This window comes from Opitutus sp. sgz309028, assembly GCF_059821195.1.
This window is the reverse complement of record NZ_JCAMRR010000002.1, coordinates 1185524-1205455: the sequence shown is the minus strand read 5'-3', so window position 1 is coordinate 1205455 and position 19932 is coordinate 1185524. Positions and strand designations below refer to the sequence as shown.

Sequence of the window (19932 nt, the reverse complement as noted above, 5' to 3'; positions counted from 1 at the left end):
CATGTCCGCCCCCTCGCTCCAATTTTCCTACGAGACGCAGCTCGGCGATCTGGCGGACCAGCTGCGCTCGCTCCTGCGCAAGGCATTTCCGATCGTGGCTGCCTTGCTGGGCGGCACAGCGGCGTGGCTGTTCGTCGGCGGGCGTCCAGGCGCGATCGCGTTCGCGCTGCTTTCGGCGGGGGTGTTGCTCGTGCTCCACGTCTGGAAACTGGCCGGCACCGGACTGCCGATCCTGCCGATGATGGCCGTGCAACACCTCGTTGCTTATGGGTTGCCCATCCTCGTGCGACATCCCGTGGTGCAGTTCTATCCCCCAGAGATGGTGTCCCGGGCGGGTTTCGAAATTTTTCTCTTTCTCGTCAGCATGACCGCCGGCTGGTGGGCGGCGCTGCAGGTCGTGCAGAACGGCAGGCCGACCGCCCACATGCTGAACATCATGGTCGATCAGGGGCTGGACGGCTTGCGCCGGATCGGCTTCTGGCTGATCGGCGCCGCGACGGCCTACCAGGCGCTGTCGGCCGTCGGCTTGCTCGATCCCGTTTTCGCCCTGCTCCCCGCCGGGTCGTTCCCTATCGTGTTCGCGCTGGTCAGCGTCATCACCTCCTGCGGTCTGTTCATCGAGAGCATGCTGCTGAGTTCCGGAAATCTCACGGGCGGTCAGCGCACGGCGTTCTGGGCGATGCTCGCGTTCAACGCCATCATCTCCGCTTCCGGATTTCTGCTCTCGGCGACCGCCATCGTCCTTTTCTCGGTCGCGATCGGACTCTTCTGGGGCAGCGGCAGGATTCCGTGGCGCTTTCTCGCCGTGGTCGGCTGCGCACTGGCCTTCCTCAATCTCGGCAAGTTTGAGATGCGGGGCCTGTATTGGTCCCACGGGGAGGGAGAGGCGCCGGTCGAAAGCACCACGTTGTTCAACATGCCGCAGCGCTACGCCGAGTGGGTGGAGGCGAGTTGGACGATCATGACCGGCACCGAGGAGAAAACGGAGTCGTTCTGGCGGAGCCACCAAACGGAGGCGTCCCAGAAATCCGGTCAGAGCCTGCTGCTGAGGGTCAACAACCTGCAGAACATCCTCTATGTTATCGACGAAATGGATACGGGGATGGTCCGTCCGCTCGGCGGAAAAACCTACACGATCATCCCCGCCCTGCTGATCCCCCGCCTGTTTTGGCCCGACAAGCCCCGCAGCCACGAGGGCCAGGTCATGCTCAACGTGCACTTCGGACGTCAACAACTCGAGAGCACCCTCGTCACCTACATCGCCTGGGGTCTGCTGGCGGAAGCTTACGGCAATTTCGGTCCGCTGGTCGGCAGCCTGGTGGTCGGCCTGGTCTTCGGCTTTCTCTTCGGGTGGCTGGAAAAAAAGTCCACCATCAAACCGCTTCTCTCGCTCGAAGGCTTCGTCGCCTTCATCGTTTTCGTCACGGTCGCCAACTCGTTCGAAATGGTCGCCAGCGTGTTCATCACCGCGACGTTTCAATCCGTCGCGCCCATGGTCGTGATCGGCGCGTTTCTGGTCCGGCGGGTTTCCCTGCGCCCCGCGTGAGCCAGATCGCGAACAATTCCATCGCGGACGGGCTCGCGTCCTCAGGTCGGCTGCGGCTCGCGATCGTACTGTCGCATCCGACACAGTATTACAGTCCGTGGTTTCGCTGGCTGCAGGCTAACACGTCGCTGGAACTGCGCGTGTTCTACCTCTGGCAGTTCGGCGTCGAACCGACGCGCGACCCGGAGTTTCAAACCACATTTCGCTGGGATATCGATCTCCTCGAAGGTTATCCGCACGAGTTTGTCAGGAACGTCGCCCGCGATCCCGGCACCCATCATTTCCGCGGGTTGCAGAATCCCGGGCTGACGCAGCGGCTCGCGGCTTTCCGGCCGGACGCCGTGCTTCTGTTTGGCTACGCGTATGCGAGCCATCTGCGCCTGATCGCGTGGGCGCGCCTCCGAGGGATTCCACTTATCTTCCGCGGCGATTCCCATTTTCTCGGGCGTCCGACGCCGCCGTGGCGGACGCGTCTGGCGCTCCGCGCGCTCTACGCCCAGTTCGCCACCCTCACCTACGTCGGGCGCGCAAACCGCGACTATTTTTACGCGCTTGGCGTTCCTGCTCACAAACTTTTCTTCGCGCCCCACGCCGTCGATCACACCCGCTTCGATCCGGCCCAGCCCGGGACGCGCGCAGCCGCGGCGGAGCTTCGCCTGCGACTGGGACTCGCCCCTGATACGCGCGTCGTCCTGTTCGCCGGGAAACTGCTGCCGGCGAAGCAACCGCGGGAACTGCTGGACGCCTTTCTCGCGCTTCCGCCGGACAAGCATGCGCTCGTCTTTGTCGGCGAAGGACCGGAGAAAGCGGCGCTGCTTCAGCGGGCGGCCGCCGCGCCGGGCCGCGTGCTTTTTCTGCCGTTCGCCAATCAAACCGAAATGCCCGCACGGTATCTGCTGGCCGATGTCTTCGCACTGCCGTCCCGGGGGCTTTACGAAACCTGGGGGCTCGCGGTCAACGAAGCCATGCACCTCGGCCGGCCGGCGCTCGTCAGCGACCGCGTCGGCTGCCAGCAGGATCTCGTGACCGACGGCGAGACCGGCTGGGTGTTTCGCGCCGACGACGCGGCGCAGTTGCGGGAGCGCCTGGCCGCCGCGTTGCAGGCGGACCTTGCCCCATTGCGCGAGCGCGTCGCGCAACGGATTTATGGATACACCTACGCGCAAGCCACCGCCGGGCTGCTGAAGGCGATCCGATTCGCCACCGGGTCCTCATGAGAATCACGATCGTCGTCGGTTTTTTCCTGCCGGTGCCGCCGGTCGCGGGCGGCGCATCGGAGAAATCGTGGTTTGGACTGGCGAAGGAATTCGCGCGCGCCCGCCACGAGGTCACGTTGATCTCGCGCCGTTGGCCCGGATTCCCCGATCGGGAAACGCAAGATGGCGTGCAGCATTTGCGGCTGCCGGGTTTTTCCCACACCGAACGGCTCTGGAAGAATCTCTGGCTGGACCTCCTCTGGAGCTGGAGGGTGTGGCGACAGTTGCCCCCAGCCGACATCACCATCGTCAACTGCATCGCCCTGCCCGTCTGGCTCGGATGGTTTCGTCGCGGGGCTGGACGCATCGTCGTGATGCCGGGTCGGGTGCCGAAGGGCCAATACCGTGTCTATCGCCGGGTGGATCGGGTGCTGGCGGTAAGCTCGCCGATCGCGGCGGCGGTGCAGCTCGAAAATCCGCAGTTGCAACCGGTCACCCGGATCTTCGGTTATCCGATCGATTGGACGTCCTTCGCTGGCGGAGGAAAACCCGCGCGATCGTCGCCGCTGACGATCGGATTCGTCGGGCGTCTGCATCGGGAGAAAGGACTCGATCTTCTCGCGGCGGCCGCCGCGCAGCTTGCCGCTCGCTCCGATCTGCCGCCGTGGCGATTGCTGTTGTGCGGTCCGGCCGATGTCGCGCGCGGCGGCTCCGGAGAATCCTACCGCGCTGAATTGGAACGCAAGTTCATCGCGGCGCTTCCTGGCGATCGTGTCACATTTCTCGACCCCATTTTCGATCCGACGCAATTGATCGAGGTTTACCGACGGCTGGATGTCTTTTGCTACCCGAGCCTCGCAGCGGAGGGCGAAACCTTCGGCGTGGCCGTTGCCGAGGCCATGGCGGCCGGCGCGGTGCCCGTGGTATCCGCATTGCCGTGTTTTACGGACTTCGTGCGCATGGACGTCACCGGCGGGATCTTCGACCATACGGCCGAAGATGCTTCGCAACGCCTCGCGGATGCACTCGCGCGACTATTGGGCGACGATGCGGCGCGAGCGCGAATGGCGGAGGCGGCCCGCGAGGAAGTTCGTCGTTACGATTTCCCGAACTTCGCGGCGCGACTGCTCGCGGATTTTTCGACGTTGAAGTGACCCGTCGCTTGCTGGCGTAATTCCGATTCGCATGACTGCAGAACCGCCCTATCTCGGCCAAAACTGCGTGACGCCCGATCCGCGGGGCGAGGTCCTGCTGCGCTGGTTCTGGGCGTTCGTTCAGGCCACACTTTTTCGCTGGAGCCCCCGGCCTTTCCACGGCTTCCGCACGCGGCTGCTGAAACTGTTCGGCGCCGATATTCCGGAGCCGGGCAAAGTCGTCGTGTTTCCCACGGTGCGTGTGACCTATCCGTGGCGGCTGCGACTCGAGCCGCGATCGATGGTCGGGCGCCACGTGACCATCTACAATCTCGGTCACATCACCTTGCGGCGCGGCGCGAACATCAGCCAGAACTGCCATCTTTGTGCGGGCACTCACGATTTTCTGCGTTGGGAGATGCCGCTGGTCACCGCCCCCATCGTCATCGGCGAGAACGCCTGGGTTGGCGCGGATGTGTTTGTCGGTCCGGGAGTGACGATCGGCGAACTCTGTGTGATCGGCGCCCGCGCGGTCGTGGTCCGCGATCAGCCGGCGCGCAAGATTTGCGTCGGCCAGCCATGCCGGCCGGTGAAGGATCGTCCGCCACCGGCCTGACGATGCGCTGCTGCCAGATTGTTCCCAGCCTCGAAGAGAGGCACGGAGGCCCCAGCCGCTCCGTCGCCGCCGTCGCCCGGGCGCTCGCCGCGACCGGCGAGGACGTGACGCTGCTGGCCACCCATCCCCGCGAGCTCTCGACGAACGAAGACGGCCGCTACCGGCAGCAGGTTTTTCGACGCGATTGGCCGCAGGCGCTCTGTCCCTCGGCGGGGCTGCGCTCGTATCTGAAAAATCACGACGCCGACGTGATTCACCACCATTCCATCTGGTTGCGGACCCTGGGCTACGCCGGCGAGGCCGCCCGCCGTCACGGCGTCCCGCTCGTGATTTCGCCCCGCGGCATGATGAGCGCGTGGGCGTGGAATCATCGTCGCTGGCGCAAGCAGATCGCGCGGGCCATTCTGCATCCGGGCGCGTTCCGCGACGCCGCCGGCTGGCACGCCACCAGTCCTGAAGAAGCGGACGAAATCAAGGCGCTGGGTTTTACGCAACCGGTCTGCGTGGCGCCCAACGGAGTGGCCGCGCCGGAGGCGGAGGACGTCGCCGCCGCGCGCGCGTATTGGCAGCAGGCGTGCCCGGATGTCACGCAGCGCCCGACGGCGTTGTTTTACTCGCGACTGCACCAGAAAAAACGCGTGCTCGAATTGATCGACGCCTGGCTCGCTCGCGCCCCATCCGATTGGATGTTGCTGATCGTGGGCGTGCCGGAGAGCTACACGCCATCGCAGCTCGAGACGTATGTGTTGCGCGCCTCCGGGGTCGGCCGCGTGCGTGTGTTCGACGGTGAAAACCGGCCCCCACCCTACGCCGTGGCCTCGCTCTTCCTGCTGCCTTCGCATAACGAAAACTTCGGCCTCGTCATCGCCGAAGCGATGGCCCACGGCCTCCCGGCGCTCGTCACCGACACGACGCCCTGGTCCGAGATCAACTCGGCCGGTGCCGGCTGGTGCGTGCCGTGGGAACGCTACGAGGAAGCCCTGCAGTCCGCGTTGGCGGAGGGCGTCGACCGCCTGAACGAGCGCGGCGCGGTGGCGCGCGCGCATGTGCTGGCTCGCTACTCGTGGGCAAACTCCGCCGAGATTCTGCGGCAGTTTTATCGGCAGCTGATCGCCTCGCCTCGTCGCGGATGAGTTCCTCCCCCACGCACTCGTCCGTCCGCCGGTCCTCCCACGTCGCCGGCTCCACCAGCCTCGAAGCGCTCACCATCCTCCACATCGCCGTGTTGGTGATCGTCGCCGCTTGGGCATTTGGCGGCAACGCGCCGTGGGTGCGAACGCTGCTCTCGGTCTGGGGCTCGCTCGGCGTGGCGATCACGATCGCCGCGTGCGTGCGTCGGCGCCACCGGGCGGAACGGCGCCGGCTCATGTGGCTCTGGCCGCTCGGGCTGCTCAACGCGATCGTGCTCGTCAGCGCCTTCAACCCGAGCTTCCGCGAAGTGACGGATGGCGCGCGCACGTTCTACGTTCAGGAGGGTGCGCGTTGGCCCTTGCCCAGCACCGCGCGCCCCGCGCTGTCGCTGGCGACGCTGTGGTTCCTCGATGCGGTTTACCTTTCCTGTTTCAATCTCCTGCTGGTCGTGCGCCGTCGCCGCGCCCTCCGCGCACTGCTCTTCGCGCTCGCCGGCAATGCCCTGATACTCGCGGCGTTTGGGACGGTGCAGAAACTGAGCGGTGCCGACGGGCTTTTCTTCGGGGCGGTGAAGTCGCCGCAGGTGTATTTCTTTTCCTCGTTCATCTATCACAATCATTGGGGCGCCTTCATCGTGTTGATGACGGCGACCGCCCTCGGCCTCGTCTTCCATTTCTCCCGCCGCAGCACGGGCCGCGATTTCTGGCACTCACCCGCGCTAACCGGCCTCGTCGCAATCCTGCTTCTCGCGATTTCGGTGCCGCTCAGCACGTCGCGATCGTGCACGGTCCTGGTGCTGCTCGTGCTCGTCGCCGCCATGATGCACGGACTTTGGAATCTGGTTCGCCGCCGGCGGGCGCAGGGCGGTTCGGTCGCCCGGCCCATCGCCCTCTCGATTGCCGCCGCGGCGCTGGCCGGCACGTTCGTTTATTCGCTCGCGGGCTCCACGATCGAGAAGCGCCTGGACGTCACCCGCGATCAAATTGCCGATCTCCGCGCACGCGGAGATTTCGGTTCGCGCCAGATCCTCTATCGCGACACTTGGCACATGGCGCAGGAAAAGCTCTGGTTCGGCTGGGGCATGGCGACGTATCCAACGGTCTTCTACCTTCACAACACGCAGCAATATGGAAGCCCCGACGGACTACCGTTGTATTTCCACGACGCGCACAGCGATTGGTTGCAGTCGTTCTCCGAAGTGGGGCTGGTCGGAACCGCGCTGCTCGGCTTGTGTGCGCTGGTGCCACTTTACGCCAGCCGGCGTCAGCTGAGCCCGAACCCGATCACGCTCTATCTCGGCGCCGGTTGCGCCTTGATCGTGCTCTACGCCTGGCTGGAGTTTCCATTCGGGAATCGCGCCGTGATCTGCGCGTGGTGGACGTGTTTCTTCACCGGCCTGCAGTATGCGCGGCTTCGGGCCGGCAAAATGCATTCGACCGCGAGCGAAGGTCTCGCCCACCCTTCCGCCTCCGCTGCATGAGCGAACGTTGCCCGATTTCCGTGTTGATTCCGGCCCGCAACGAAGCGGCTAACATTCGGGCGTGCATCGAATCGGCCCGCTTCGCCGACGAGATCGTCGTCGTCGATTCGCACAGCACCGACGACACCGTTCACATCGCGCGGGAACTCGGCGCCACCGTCGTGGACTTTCGTTGGGACGGTCGGCTGCCGAAGAAAAAGAATTGGGCGCTCGACCACATTCCGTGGCGCCACGAATGGGTATTCATCCTCGACGCCGACGAGCGCATCACGCCGGAGCTTGCGACCGAACTGCGGCGCATGGTCGCGGCACCGGACGCGGACGGCTATTACGTGAACCGCCGCTTCTGGTTTCTCGACGGCTGGCTTCGCCACTGCGGCTACTATCCGAGCTGGAATCTCCGCTTCTTCCGGCACCGCCTCGGACGCTACGAACAGTTTCCCGGCGTCGGCGACACGCACTCCGGCGACAACGAGGTGCACGAGCACGTGATCCTGGAAGGAACCACCGCCCACCTGTGTGGCGAGATGGAGCACTTCGCGTTTCCCAGCCTCGAAATCTGGCTCGAGAAACACAATCGCTACAGCAACTGGGAGGCGCGGCTGCTGCTCGCCAATGCCGGCAATGTCAGAACCAGCGGCGAGTCGCTGACACCCGCGCTCGCCCGCAAACGGCGGCTGAAGCTCTTCGCGCAACGCCTGCCTTTCCGACCCACGCTGCGTTTCCTCTATCATTACGTGCTGCGCGCCGGATTTCTGGATGGATATCGCGGTTATGTGTTTTGCCGCTTGATGGCGTTCTACGAGTTCGTCAGTGCGGCGAAAGCGCAGGAACTGGTTCGTGCCGGTCGACACCGCTGATGCCGCGCGTCGTTTTTATCAACCGCTTCTATTGGCCGGACGAATCGGCCACGGCGCAGTTGCTCACGGATCTCGCCGAAGCGCTCGCCCGGACGGGCCACGAAGTGACCGTGCTCACCTCCGCGCCCGCGGGGTGGCCGCAGCGGCGGGAGACACGCGCCGGCGTGCTGATCCACCGCGTGTCCGCAATCCGTTGGAGCCGGCGGCACATCCCCGGCCGTATCGCGGATTTCATTACGTTCTACACCGGCTGCGCACTGGCGCTCCTTTCCGTCGTGCGTCGCCGTGACATCGTCGTGGCGATGACCGATCCGCCGCTGGTGGGAGCGCTCGCCTGGCTGATCGCGACATCGCGCGGCGCACGCGTGGTGCAATGGATTCAGGACATTTATCCGGAAGTTGCCGCCGGGCTCACGGGACAACGCTGGTTGACCATCCTGTGCCCGCTCCGCGATTTCGTGTGGAGGCGGAGCGCCGCATGCGTCGTGCCTGGCAGCGACATGGCAAGAGCCCCGCACGGCGCCGGCGTCGCGCGCGACCGAATCCTCGTTTCGCCCAACTGGGCACCGGCTGGCGTTGCCCCGGCGGAGCCTGCGGTCGTCGCGGACCGTCGCCGCGCCTGGGACCTCGACGGGAAATTCGTCATCGGCTATTCCGGCAATCTCGGTCGCGTGCACGATCTCGTGCCGCTGATCGAACTGGCTGAGGGGTTGCGCGACGATCCGTCGATCGCGTTCGTGATCGTCGGCGAGGGAGCGCAGCGGCCGGGCCTGCAGCGCTTGGCGATCGCAAGGAAGCTGCCGGTCCGGTTCCTCCCGCCGCAACCGCGGCACAACCTTTCGGCCAGCCTGGGAGCGATCGATCTTCATCTGGTGACGTTACGCCCCGAGGCCGAACGCTGGGTTTTCCCCAGCAAGCTTTATGGCGTCGCCGCGGCCGGACGCCCGGTGCTTTTCATCGGACCGCCCGAGGCCGGGATCGCGCAGCTCGTGCGGCAGCATCGGCTGGGCGCGGCGTTCTCGCGCGACGCCACCACCGACATCCTCCGCTGGATACGCGCACTGAGGAACGATCCCGGCGAACTACACCGGATGCAGGCGGCCGCGGCCCAGTTCGCTACCGGCGGCTTCCCGACGGCGCTCTCGACCTGGAATGACATTTTGGCCCGCGGTCTTGCCGCGAATCCGCGCAACGGCTACGCCACCTCCGCCACTTCTTCATGACCACCGCGCGCAAGACGTTCCTCGTTCTGCTCGTCCTCGACGCCCTTTCGGTGATCGCCGTTTTCAACGCTCTGAGTGTGCTCCGCGGCTTCGTGGGCGAACATCTCATTGTGACGCCGCTGCTGGCTCCACTGGCGGCGCTCACGATCGCGCTGTATCTGATCGACGGTTACAACCCGCGGACCGACATGATCGGGGTCGATTATACCAGCCTCCACACGATCGCGATGATGAGCGCGATGGCGGGCGTGCTGATGATGACCTTTGTCTTCCTGCCGAGCGGCTACGAGCTGCAATCCAGTCGCGTCGTGATCGCCCTCAGTTTCCTCGTGCTCACACCGGTGACGCTCGGCTACCGCCGGGTGGTTTATCAACGGGTGTCGGTCCGACGGGGCACGCGCAGCCTGGCCTTCGTCGGCGACCTGCCCAGCTGCATCGCCTTCCGCGACGAATGCCTGCGCCTCGGCACCTCCCAGCAGGTGGTCTATTCGCTGGCTGCCGAGGCCGAGAGCAGCGAAGCCGCGGCAAATCCGGAACTGAACGTGCAGCCGTTCTCGTCCGTTTTGCAGCAGATCCAGGCAGGACAGCTCGCGGTCGAGGCGCTCATCCTGCGTGAGTCGCGGGACGAGCGGCCGCCGGAGGTTTCCCAGCAGCTGGTGAATCTCTACTTCAACGGCGTCCCCACCTACACGCTCGAGCTTTTTCACCAGGTCTACTGGCGCAAGATTCCGCTCTACCGCCTGAACCAGACCTGGCTTTTTCAGGAAGGCTTCCCCATCGCCCGCGAGCCGGTATTCGAGCGCCTGAAGCGGGCCAGCGACATCGGCTTCGCGCTCATCGGCCTGCTACTCGCCGCTCCGCTCATCGCGCTCGGCGCCCTGGTCGTCTGGATCGAGGACGGGCGCCCGATCTTTTTTTCCCAGAACCGGATCGGCCGGAACAACGTGCCCTTCCGGATGCGCAAACTTCGCACCATGCGCGCCGGCGGTCACGACAGTCCGTATACAAAAACCGGAGACGCCCGGGTGACGCGCGTCGGCCGTTTTCTCCGCGCCACGCGCATCGACGAATTTCCGCAGCTGTGGAACGTGTTGCGGGGCGAAATGAGCCTGATCGGTCCGCGCGCGGAGTGGGACCGGCTCGTGGCCGAGTATGAGCGGGAGATTCCCTGCTACTATTTCCGGCACCTGGTGAAGCCCGGCATCACCGGCTGGGCGCAGGTGAACTATCCCTACGGCGCCAGCCTCGAGGACACGCTGCGCAAGCTGGAATACGATCTTTATTACATCCGGCATTTCTCGTTCCTGCTGGATGCCTCGATCGTCTTGAAGACGATCCACATCATGCTGTTTGGGAAAGGGCGCTAGGCGGGAGCGGTGCGGCGGAAGCCGGAGATCGTGGCCCGGGGCGCCGAAGGTTGCGCGCACCGGGTTAGCCCGTTTCCTGTGATGCAGTTGAAAACATACGACTTCCTCGTTCTCGGCGGCGGCAGCGCGGGTTTCAATTCCGCCCGCGTCGCCACCGCGCACGGTTTGAAAACGGCCATCGTCGACGGCGCGTCCGAGCTTGGCGGCCTGTGCATCCTGCGCGGCTGCATGCCGTCGAAAACGCTGCTCTATATGGCGGAGGTCCTGCACCTCGCGCAGAAAGCGAAAACCTTCGGCCTGAAAATTCCGTCCGCCCGCGCCGACATGAAGGCGATCCACGCGCGCAAGAAACGCATCATCGCCGATTTCGCCGACTACCGCGTGCAGGCACTCGAGAAAGGGAAGTTCGACCTCATCCGGGCCCACGCGCGCTTCGTCGATGCACACACGGTCGAGCTTTCCGATGGACGGAGATTGCGGGCAAAAAAAATCCTGATCGGAACCGGCTCCAAGCCAAGCGTCCCGCCCGTGCCCGGCCTCGCAGACACGCCGTTCTGGACCAGCGACGATGTCCTCGATCTCGATTTTATTCCGAAGAGCGTGATCGTGCTCGGCGGCGGCATCGTCGCCTGCGAGCTGACGCAATTTCTCCGGCGCATCGGCACGCGCGTGACGCTGATCCAGCGCAGCGTGAACATCCTGCGCGATCACTCCGCCGCCGCGTCCACCGTTGTGCAACAGGCGCTGCGCGACGAAGGCGTGGAACTGTTCGCCGGCACTCATCTGCAGCGGGTCTGGCAGGACGCAAGAGGCGTGGGCGTGGAGTTCATGCACGCGGGGAAAATCATCACCCGGCGCGCAGCGCATCTGTTCAACGCCCTCGGTCGCGAACCCAACACCCAATCGCTCGACCTCAAGGCCGCCGGCGTGAAAACCCGCATCACCGGCCAGATCGTGATCAACCGCTGGCAGCAAACGTCGACGCCGCACATCTACGCCGCGGGCGACTGTTCCGGGCCCGCCGAGATCGTCCACGTCGCCATCCAGCAGGGCGAACTCGCGGCGCGCCATGCCGCCGGTGTGAAGAAGCTGAAGCCCGTCGATTACTCGCTGTTGTTGAACGTCGTCTTCACCGATCCGCAGCTCGCCACCATCGGCCTGCTCGAGCGCGACCTCGAGCGAAAGCAGCGCCCCTACCTCGTCGCTTCGTATCCATTTAACGATCACGGCAAGTCGATCCTGATGGACGCGAACTACGGCTACGTGAAGGTCATCGCGGAACCCCGCCGCGGTCGCATCCTCGGCGCGGAGATTGTCGGCAAGGACGCCGGTGAGTTGATCCACGCCTTCAGCGGCCCGCTCGCGATGCGGGCCACCGTTTTCGATTTGCTGCGCGCGCCGTGGTATCACCCGACGCTCGCGGAGATCGTAACCTATCCGCTCGAGGAGATCGCGGAGAAGATCAAGTAACGCCGACCCGGCGCGCGCCGTTTCATCGGAACGGTCAGCGCGCGAGCTCGAGCAGGTCGCGCAGGTCCACGCGCTTTTCGTAAAGCGCTTTTCCGACGATCACGCCGTCCAGATTGGCGTGACGCTGCGCCAGCTTGGCCAATTCGATCACGTCTTCGCGCCGGCTGACGCCACCGCTCGCGATTACACGAAACTTCCCGGCGGTCAGCATCGCCTCCTGCGCCGCATAATTGGGGCCCGTCAGCATCCCGTCGGTGCCGATGTCGGTATGGATCAAGGTGGCGACGCCGAGCGCATCCATTTTCTTCGCGAGGGCGATCGCGCTCAGATCGGCGGTGGCCACCCAGCCCTTCACCGCCACTTGGCCGTTCTTCGCGTCGATGCCGACGGCGATTTTGTCGCCGAACGCCTGCACGAGTTCGCCGACGAACGCTTCGCTTTCCGCGGCGCGCGTGCCGATCACGACCCGGCTCACGCCGAAGCCGAGCGCACGCTCGACCGCGGCGCGCGTGCGCAGGCCGCCGCCGAGTTGCACCTTCAAACCGACTTTCGCGATCGCCTGCACGGCCGCGAGATTCTGCGGTTCTCCCGCAAACGCACCGTCAAGATCGACCACGTGCACCCAGCTGCTGCCAGCCTCGCGAAACTGCACGGCGACGTCGGCCGGATTCTCCGCGTAAACGGTTTCCTGGTCCGCGCGTCCTTGCGTGAGCCGCACACAACGGCCGCTTTTGATGTCGATGGCTGGATAGATGGTCATTTTTGAAACTTTCGATTTCGAATTTTCGATTTCAGGGTAAGAGAAAAGCAATCGCTCATTTATGTCGCAGAATTACCCGGTCCCCGCGTTTCTCACCGAGCTGCTCCGCGCGCGCTCGCCTTCCGGTTACGAATTCGAGGCGCAGGCGGTGTTCGACCGCCACGTCAAACCGGCGGCCGACGCCTACGCCAACGACGCCCTCGGCAACCGCATCGCCACGCTCAATCCCACCGGCGATCCCGTGCTGATGCTCGCGGGCCACATCGACGAACTCGGCCTGATCATCACCTACGTCAACAAGGACGGCTTTCTCTATTTCGACACCGTCGGCGGTCACGATCTCAGCGTGATTTCCGGTCGGCGGGTGATCATCCAAACCGCGAATGGCCCGATCAAGGGCGTCACCGGCAAGCGCGCGATCCATCTCATGGACGAGGAGGATCGCAAGAAGGTGCCGAAGAAACACGAGATCTGGATCGACATCGGCGTGAAGTCGAAGGCTGAGGCGCTCGAGCGCGTCGCGATCGGCGACGTCGCCACTTACGATCACGAGTTCGAGTTGTTCAGCGGCAGCATCGGCGCGGCGCGAGCGTTCGACGACAAGGTCGGCGCCTACATTGTCGGCGAGACGCTGATTCGTCTCTCGAAGGAGAGAAATTTCGCGGCCAGGGTTGTATCCGTGGCGACCGCACAGGAAGAAATCGGCGTTCGCGGCGCGACGACGGCCGCCTACTCCGTCAATCCGCACCTCGCGATCGCCGTCGACGTCGGTCACGCGACCGATCACCCGGACTGTGACAACCGGAAATATGGCGAGACCAAACTTGGCGGCGGTCCGATCATCTGCCGCGGCGCGAACATCAATCCGAAGGTTTATCAGAAGCTCATCGCCGCCGCGAAAAAAGCGGGCGTCCCGTATCAGTTGGAGGCGGATCCGCGTCCGACAGGGACCGATGCGCGTGCGATTCAAATGGGTCGGGGCGGCGTGGCCACGGGACTCGTGAGCATTCCGTTGCGTTACATGCACACGCCCAGCGAGGTCGTGGACCTCGAGGACGTGGAGCGCTGCGTGCAGCTGCTGGTCGAGTTTGCGCGCGCCCTCGAAAAAGGCGACTACGCGCACTGGTGAACGGACGCGGGACGCGACGCGGTTTCGATTGCGCGACGAAACCGCGTTGGCGTTTGCGCGTCGCTTACCGGCCGAGGAGCCGATCCGCGGCCAGAATGAGAAACACGTAGTCCGAAGTCGGACGGCCAAGGCAGTATTCGCCTTGCTGCCACAGGAAGGGCCAGGTGAGCAGCTCCGGATAATCCGGGCGGATCAACGCGGTGCCGGAGGCCACGCCGCCGGGAATATAAGACCAGTCGCCACGATTCACTCCATAGGCGACCGTGAGCGATTTCGCGCCGACGCCCGAAACGAACGAGGCGTTGTTCGAGCCCGGATGGCAGCCGAGAATGAAATTGATCGCGTGCAGCATGTAATCGCGCGGAAAGATGTCAGGCGCGCCGACGTGCAGGAAATACTGCTCCACCCCGAACCGCTGAATGCCCCAACCGGCGCCCCAGATGGCGGGTTTGTAGGGCAACCCATACGGCGTTTCGCGCTCCAGCCGATCGACGCTCGAGCGATACGTTTTCAGAGCTGCGCGAATTTTTTCGCGATACGCCGGATCCTGAACGAACGGGAGCGAACGCGCGCCGAGCCAGCCGAAGCGGTCGACGTGGGCGACGATGTCGTCACCCAAACCGACAATCGCCTGCGCGTACTCGGATTTCCCCGTCGCCTGCAACAGATCGATCGCCGCCGCAAGTCGGAGCAGAGGTTGGGCCGGTTCCGCCGCCGCCCACAATTTCTCCGCGACCACGAGACATTCGGCCGCAAGCTCGTCGTTGTAGCCTTTCAGCACGCGCGCCGACGCGGCCAGCGCCGATGCCGTCGCGAGCTCGTGCGGCGCATTTTGCTCGGTGAACACCCAGCGATCGTCCGCGGAACCGATCGAGCCCAGCGGCGGGAGATCGCCAATCTTCGGCTCCGCCTGCGAACCGGCCACCGCCGCGGCGGCGAGAATTTTCATGGCGTCGTCCGAGGGCTCTGAAAATACCTGGTTGTCCGTCATCGTCGCGGCATCACCGAGGTGCGTGTATTGGCGCAGCGAAGCGTCCTGGATTCCTCGATACAGCCGGCCGAGCGAACGATAACCGCCCAAGACCGAGAGCAAGCCGTGCTCGATCTGCTGAAGGATATCGTCCTTGCCGTCGGGGCGGTGGATCGCGGCGATGCGCGTTTCCTGGTCGATCGTGGTTTCGTCGATCCGCGGTTGAAACAGTTCCCACGCGAGTGCGAGACCGTGAATCGTGTCGACTTGCGACTCGATACGCAGGTCGTAATCGCCGGCGTCGTGCCAGCCACCGCGATCTAGGCCGGGCACGTGATCGCCCGGCTGAAACGAGGTGAGCGTCGACGGTCCCTGATGATAGCCATCAAAGTGATTGTGATTCACCGGCGCCATCAGCGCGTCGTCGGCGTGACAAAGTCCGTGCCAGACGCGATAGGCGTCGGTCACGCGCATGTGACACATCTGCACCGGCAGAAAATATTCGACGGTTGGCTGCCAGACATCACGCGCGAAGATTTCTGAAGAGATTTGAATCGGCCCCGAACGTTCGTCGCCATACGCGAGCACGTAGGTGCCGGACTGTGTGACTTCAGTGAAGTCGACCTGGAGATAGTCGTAACGGAGGAAACGCCCCCATTCCTTCGGTTTGCGCTCGAGCACCTTTTCGAGGCCGGCGGACGTGGCGCGATAAAGGACGGCCATTTTGCGCGCGGAGTCGTTTCGATCGAGTTCGATGACCGCGACCTTCGGCTGCGCCGGATGGTAGCCCACTTGGGAAACCTGAATCACCGGCGCCGACGTCCAGTCACGGATGGCGTTCGGCGTCACGAGCCATTCGATGGCGCCCTTCGCTTCGCCGGCGGGCACGAGCGAGCGCACCACGAACCAGCCGTTCGTGTGCTCGGCGCGGCCGTCGAGCAGTTCCAGTTCTCCGCCGCGGACCGCCTCGATCGTCATCCGCTGATGATCGGACTCGGGCGCAACGGTCAACGACTTCCCCCGACCGAGCCGCATGATCTGCTCGCCGTGTTCGTCGGTCTCGCTCGGACCGTTGGCTTGACGCGGGAATTGTCCGATCTGTTCGCCAATAGCGAACGACGCGCCGAACAAGAATCCTGGATACAGTTCGAAGTTGAATCCGACGCGGCCGACCCACTCCGCCGGCAGCGGCTGGTCGAGATCGACGACAATTCGAAACGCCCGTCCGGCGGGCACGATCCGCACCGTGTAGCCGAGATTCAGGTCGGGATAGGTGATCGGATTGAAGCCCGTCCGGTCCTTTTTCGCGTCCGGATAGCTCATGTGAACGCTCACCTCGCCGGTGGCGCGATCGATCTGACGCGGACCGACGACCGGCGTCGGTTGCCACTGCCCGGGGGCGACCGAGAGTCGCAAGTCGCCATTCGTCGCGATGCGCAGTCCGTTCTGGATCACGCCCACGCCGCCCTGGTGACTCTCGGGATAATAGTCGTGCGCGAGCATGACATTCAGACCGCGCATCTCGAGATACTCCTGCTCGTTCAGCACGAGCGTGTCGCCAGCGCCGGGGTCCGGCGACGCCGCGCGCACGCTCACCCAGCACAGCGCGGAAAATCCGATGGCAAAAAAGATAGTCTTCATGTGATCAGCGGGACGGTGCGGTTCAGGGCTTCGATTCGAGGGATTCGAGTCGTTCGAGCACCTGCAGGCAGGCGCGGCCATTGTGATAAGGACACTTCCAGAAACTCAGTTTCATCGTGGAGCGTTTCGTGTGATCGCGCGACACGCCGTGCAGCCACTCGCCCTTCTTGCGATCGACGAGATACGTCTCGATGAACGACCAACTCCGTCGCATCGCGGTCCAGAGCTTCGGATCGCCGCTGATCTGATAGGCGTTGAGAAAGCCGACGACGGCTTCGGCCTGCGGCCACCATTCCTTGAACGTGACCGTAAGCCCGCGCGGATTGGCCTCACCGAGCACGCCGCCGTCGGGATCGACGCCTTGCTCGAGCGTGGTGTGCGCGATCTGCAACGCCAGCGGCCGCACGCGCGCGATCAGGTTCTCGTCGTCGAGCACCTCGGCCGTTTCGCACATCAACCAGGAAAACTCGATGTCGTGCCCGAATGAATACTCCTCGGAACGCGGCGTCCAATCCTCGTCCAAAAAGAGCCGCAGATGGTCGGTCTTCGCGTCGAGGATCCTGTCCAGCATCACATCGGCGACCGACCGCAACCGCTCACGCAGCGTCGCGTCGGGCCAGGCGCGCAGCAAATTCGTGTAGGCCTCCAGCAGGTGCAGGTGCACGTTCTGCGATTTCTGGCCCTTCGATCCCATCGCGCTGCCACGCGCACCGCGGTCCCGCAACACCTGCCAGTCGCGGGAGAGCTCTTCGAAATAACCGCCGTGCTCCGCATCGACGCAGTGCCGCTCGACCAGGCGAAACAACTCGATCGCACGATCGAGCGGTTTCCGATCCCCGGTGGCACGATTAAACTCGCTCAGCGCATAGATCCCGAACGCCTGCACGTAGAGAATTTTTCTCGCGTCGAGCGGCTTGCCGTCGGCGGAAATCCGCCAGTAAAGACCGCCGTGTTCGCGATCCCAGAAACGGCTCTGGAGATCGTCATAGGCCCACCGCGCCATCTCGAGATAAGCTGGGTCGCGGTAGCGCTGATAGGCGGCGGAGAACGTCCAGAGAATGCGCGACGTGAGCAGCGCGCCGCGCGGCGCGTTCCGCTTGATGTTCAGGTCGCCATCGATTTCGCCGTAGAAGCCGCCGCGTTCGCGATCGCGCGCGTGCTCGAGCCAGAAAGGCAGGATGTTTTCGCGGAGCTCGGCCTCGACCTGGTGGTGCAGCGCGCGACGCTCTTCGAGCGGCGGCAACTCGCCGCGCAGCGACGGGACCAGGACAGCGGTCGCGATCAGGGCGCAACTTACGAGTGTTCGCAAGGTCATCGCGGGGTAGGATGTTGAGCCTGTCGTGCGGATCCCCGAAAAGTCGCACAAAAAAGCGGCGGATCGCTCCGCCGCGTTTCCAATTTTGAAAAACCAACGGTCGGATCAGGCCGCGTCCTGCTTCGGCTCGCCCTTCTCCAGGCGGCGCAGCGTGGGGCGCTTGCGCCCGGCGACCACGCCCGCGTCGATCACGACCTCGGCGACATCGTCCCGTTGCGGCAGGTCATACATGACTTCGAGCATCAGACTCTCGAGGATGGAGCGCAGGGCGCGCGCGCCAGTCTTCAAATCGATGGCTTTTTGGGCGATGGCGCGGATGGCGTCGTTGGTGAGACGCAGCCGCACGCCGTCCATCGCGAACAGCTTGGAATACTGCTTCACCATCGCGTTCTTCGTGCGCAGAAGCACCTTTTCCAGGTCGCCGACGGAAAGCTGGTCGAGCACGGAAACCACCGGGAGGCGGCCGATGAATTCCGGGATCATGCCGAAGCGAATGAGATCTTCCGGCGCGAGCGCCTTCATCATTTCCTCCGGCTTGAGCGATTGCTCCTGCTGCGCGCGGATCGACGAAAAACCGAGGCTCCGCTGGCCCAAGCGGCGCTGCACGAGACTGTCGAGCCCGACAAACGCGCCGCCACAGATGAACAGGATGTTCCCGGTGTTGATCTGGACGTATTCCTGATTCGGGTGCTTGCGGCCTCCCTGCGGCGGGACGTTGCACACCGTGCCTTCGAGAATCTTCAGCAATGCCTGCTGCACGCCTTCGCCGGACACGTCGCGCGTGATCGACACGTTCTCCGTCTTGCGGCCGATCTTGTCGATTTCGTCGATGTAGATGATGCCGCACTCGGCCCGCTTCACGTCGTAGTTCGCGTTCTGCAACAGACGCAGCACGACGTTCTCGACGTCCTCGCCGACGTAGCCGGCCTCGGTGAGCGTGGTGGCGTCGGAGATGGCGAACGGCACGTCGAGGATCTTCGCCAGCGTGCGGGCGAGGAGCGTCTTGCCGGAGCCGGTCGGGCCGACGAGCAGGATGTTGCTCTTCTCGACGTCGACGTCGTTGAATTCTGGAGACAGCGCCAGCGATTCCTTGCCCGACTGCTGGCCGGTGTCGAACATCAGCCGCTTGTAATGATTGTAGACCGCGACCGACAGCACCTTCTTGGCGTGGTCCTGACCGATCACGAAGTCGTCGAGCGTGCGCTTGATCTCGGACGGCTTCACCAGACGCACCTGCGGCCGGGGCTCGGCCGCCGGAGCCTTCACCTCGCGGTCAATGATGGTCTTGCAGACGTTGACGCACGAGTCGCAGATGTAAACGCCCGGGCCGGCGATGATCTTCTTCACTTCCGCCTGCGACTTGCCGCAGAAGGAGCAAAGGGTCATGCGCGAAGATTTGGCCATGACGAAAGGATGCGGTTCAGCGACGCGGAGTCGAGCGCGGACCGGAAAACGGCAAAGTCACTCAGGCGGCGGACTGGACGCCCAGCGCCTGCGCTTCGCGGGTCGACTCAACCACGTGGTCGACGATCCCGTAATCCTTGGCTTCGTGCGCGCTCAGGTAATAGTCGCGATCCGAGTCCTTCTCGACCTGCGCGACCGATTTGCCGGTGTGTTTCGCAATCGTCTCGTTCAGCGTCTTGCGCCAGCGGAGAATCTCGCGCGCGGCGATCGCGATGTCGGCCGTCTGGCCACCCGCGCCGCCGGTCGGCTGATGAATCATCACGCGGCTGTTCGGCAGCGCGAATCGCTTGCCCTTCGTTCCCGCGGCCAGCAGCACCGTGCTCATGCTCGCCGCCATACCCACGCAGTAAGTGACGATGTCACACTGCAGGAAATTCATCGTGTCATAGATGGCCATGCCGCCCGTCACGACCCCGCCCGGAGAATTGATATAGAGCTGAATATCCTTCTTCGGGTCTTCCATCTGCAGGAAGAACATCTGCGCGATCACGAGGTTCGCCACCGTGTCATCGATCGGAGTGCCGATGAAGATGATGCGATCCTTCAGCAGGCGGGAGTAGATGTCCATCGACCGCTCGCCGCGGCCGGTGTTTTCGAGAACGATGGGAACGTAGTAGCTCACAGTAGGTTG

The 19932-nt window shown here is 64.2% G+C and carries 16 protein-coding genes; 11 read left to right on the top strand and 5 right to left on the bottom strand.

Annotation, left to right across the window (positions count from 1 at the left end; all coding sequences use genetic code 11):
* Position 1 precedes the first annotated feature (1 nt).
* The 10 genes from AC6RV7_RS10710 (at position 2) to AC6RV7_RS10665 (ending at position 12022) form a co-directional block, all read left to right on the top strand.
* Positions 2–1546 carry a hypothetical protein gene (locus AC6RV7_RS10710; protein ID WP_500093967.1) on the top strand — a complete coding sequence of 515 codons (1545 nt, stop codon included), beginning with the start codon at positions 2–4 and terminating at the stop codon, positions 1544–1546.
* On the top strand, positions 1543–2763 hold the full coding sequence (locus AC6RV7_RS10705) for a glycosyltransferase family 4 protein (protein WP_500093966.1): 1221 nt from the start codon (positions 1543–1545) through the stop codon (positions 2761–2763). The genes AC6RV7_RS10710 and AC6RV7_RS10705 overlap by 4 nt, the downstream gene beginning before the upstream one ends.
* Complete coding sequence (locus AC6RV7_RS10700) at positions 2760–3896, top strand: glycosyltransferase family 4 protein (RefSeq protein WP_500093965.1); 1137 nt, start codon at positions 2760–2762, stop codon at positions 3894–3896. The genes AC6RV7_RS10705 and AC6RV7_RS10700 overlap by 4 nt, the downstream gene beginning before the upstream one ends.
* A 31-nt stretch (positions 3897–3927) precedes the next feature.
* Entirely contained in the window at positions 3928–4491 is a 564-nt protein-coding gene (locus AC6RV7_RS10695; protein ID WP_500093964.1) for a DapH/DapD/GlmU-related protein, read from the top strand.
* Positions 4455–5624, top strand: a complete 1170-nt coding sequence (locus AC6RV7_RS10690) for a glycosyltransferase (RefSeq protein WP_500093963.1) — start codon at positions 4455–4457, stop codon at positions 5622–5624. The genes AC6RV7_RS10695 and AC6RV7_RS10690 overlap by 37 nt, the downstream gene beginning before the upstream one ends.
* Entirely contained in the window at positions 5621–7102 is a 1482-nt protein-coding gene (locus AC6RV7_RS10685; RefSeq protein WP_500093962.1) for an O-antigen ligase family protein, read from the top strand. The genes AC6RV7_RS10690 and AC6RV7_RS10685 overlap by 4 nt, the downstream gene beginning before the upstream one ends.
* Entirely contained in the window at positions 7099–7962 is an 864-nt protein-coding gene (locus AC6RV7_RS10680; protein ID WP_500093961.1) for a glycosyltransferase family 2 protein, read from the top strand. Before AC6RV7_RS10685 ends, AC6RV7_RS10680 begins: the two co-directional genes overlap by 4 nt.
* Positions 7962–9185: a glycosyltransferase family 4 protein gene (locus AC6RV7_RS10675; protein ID WP_500093960.1), complete on the top strand. Its 1224-nt coding sequence runs from the start codon at positions 7962–7964 to the stop codon at positions 9183–9185. Before AC6RV7_RS10680 ends, AC6RV7_RS10675 begins: the two co-directional genes overlap by 1 nt.
* Positions 9182–10552, top strand: a complete 1371-nt coding sequence (locus AC6RV7_RS10670) for an exopolysaccharide biosynthesis polyprenyl glycosylphosphotransferase (protein ID WP_500093959.1) — start codon at positions 9182–9184, stop codon at positions 10550–10552. The genes AC6RV7_RS10675 and AC6RV7_RS10670 overlap by 4 nt, the downstream gene beginning before the upstream one ends.
* A gap of 81 nt (positions 10553–10633) precedes the next feature.
* Positions 10634–12022 (top strand): dihydrolipoyl dehydrogenase family protein, encoded by a 1389-nt coding sequence (locus tag AC6RV7_RS10665; RefSeq protein ID WP_500093958.1) that lies wholly within the window; start codon positions 10634–10636, stop codon positions 12020–12022.
* Between the two features lie 34 nt (positions 12023–12056).
* Here the strand turns inward: AC6RV7_RS10665 and hisA are convergent, their stop codons facing one another.
* Positions 12057–12782 (bottom strand): 1-(5-phosphoribosyl)-5-[(5-phosphoribosylamino)methylideneamino]imidazole-4-carboxamide isomerase, encoded by a 726-nt coding sequence (gene hisA, locus AC6RV7_RS10660; RefSeq protein WP_500093957.1) that lies wholly within the window; start codon positions 12780–12782, stop codon positions 12057–12059.
* Between the two features lie 61 nt (positions 12783–12843).
* Here hisA and AC6RV7_RS10655 point away from each other — a divergent pair, with 61 nt between their 5' ends.
* Positions 12844–13911 carry a M42 family metallopeptidase gene (locus AC6RV7_RS10655; protein WP_500093956.1) on the top strand — a complete coding sequence of 356 codons (1068 nt, stop codon included), beginning with the start codon at positions 12844–12846 and terminating at the stop codon, positions 13909–13911.
* A 64-nt stretch (positions 13912–13975) separates the two neighbouring features.
* Here the strand turns inward: AC6RV7_RS10655 and AC6RV7_RS10650 are convergent, their stop codons facing one another.
* The 4 genes from AC6RV7_RS10650 to AC6RV7_RS10635 form a co-directional block, all read right to left on the bottom strand.
* Positions 13976–16522: a glycoside hydrolase family 9 protein gene (locus AC6RV7_RS10650; RefSeq protein ID WP_500093955.1), complete on the bottom strand. Its 2547-nt coding sequence runs from the start codon at positions 16520–16522 to the stop codon at positions 13976–13978.
* 22 nt (positions 16523–16544) lie between these two features.
* Entirely contained in the window at positions 16545–17837 is a 1293-nt protein-coding gene (locus AC6RV7_RS10645) for an AGE family epimerase/isomerase (RefSeq protein WP_500093954.1), read from the bottom strand.
* A gap of 105 nt (positions 17838–17942) precedes the next feature.
* The gene (gene clpX / locus AC6RV7_RS10640; protein WP_500093953.1) at positions 17943–19241 is read right to left on the bottom strand and encodes an ATP-dependent Clp protease ATP-binding subunit ClpX; all 1299 of its coding nucleotides are present in this window, start codon (positions 19239–19241) and stop codon (positions 17943–17945) included.
* Between the two features lie 61 nt (positions 19242–19302).
* Positions 19303–19923: an ATP-dependent Clp protease proteolytic subunit gene (locus tag AC6RV7_RS10635; RefSeq protein WP_500093952.1), complete on the bottom strand. Its 621-nt coding sequence runs from the start codon at positions 19921–19923 to the stop codon at positions 19303–19305.
* Between the last annotated feature and the right edge of the window lie 9 nt (positions 19924–19932).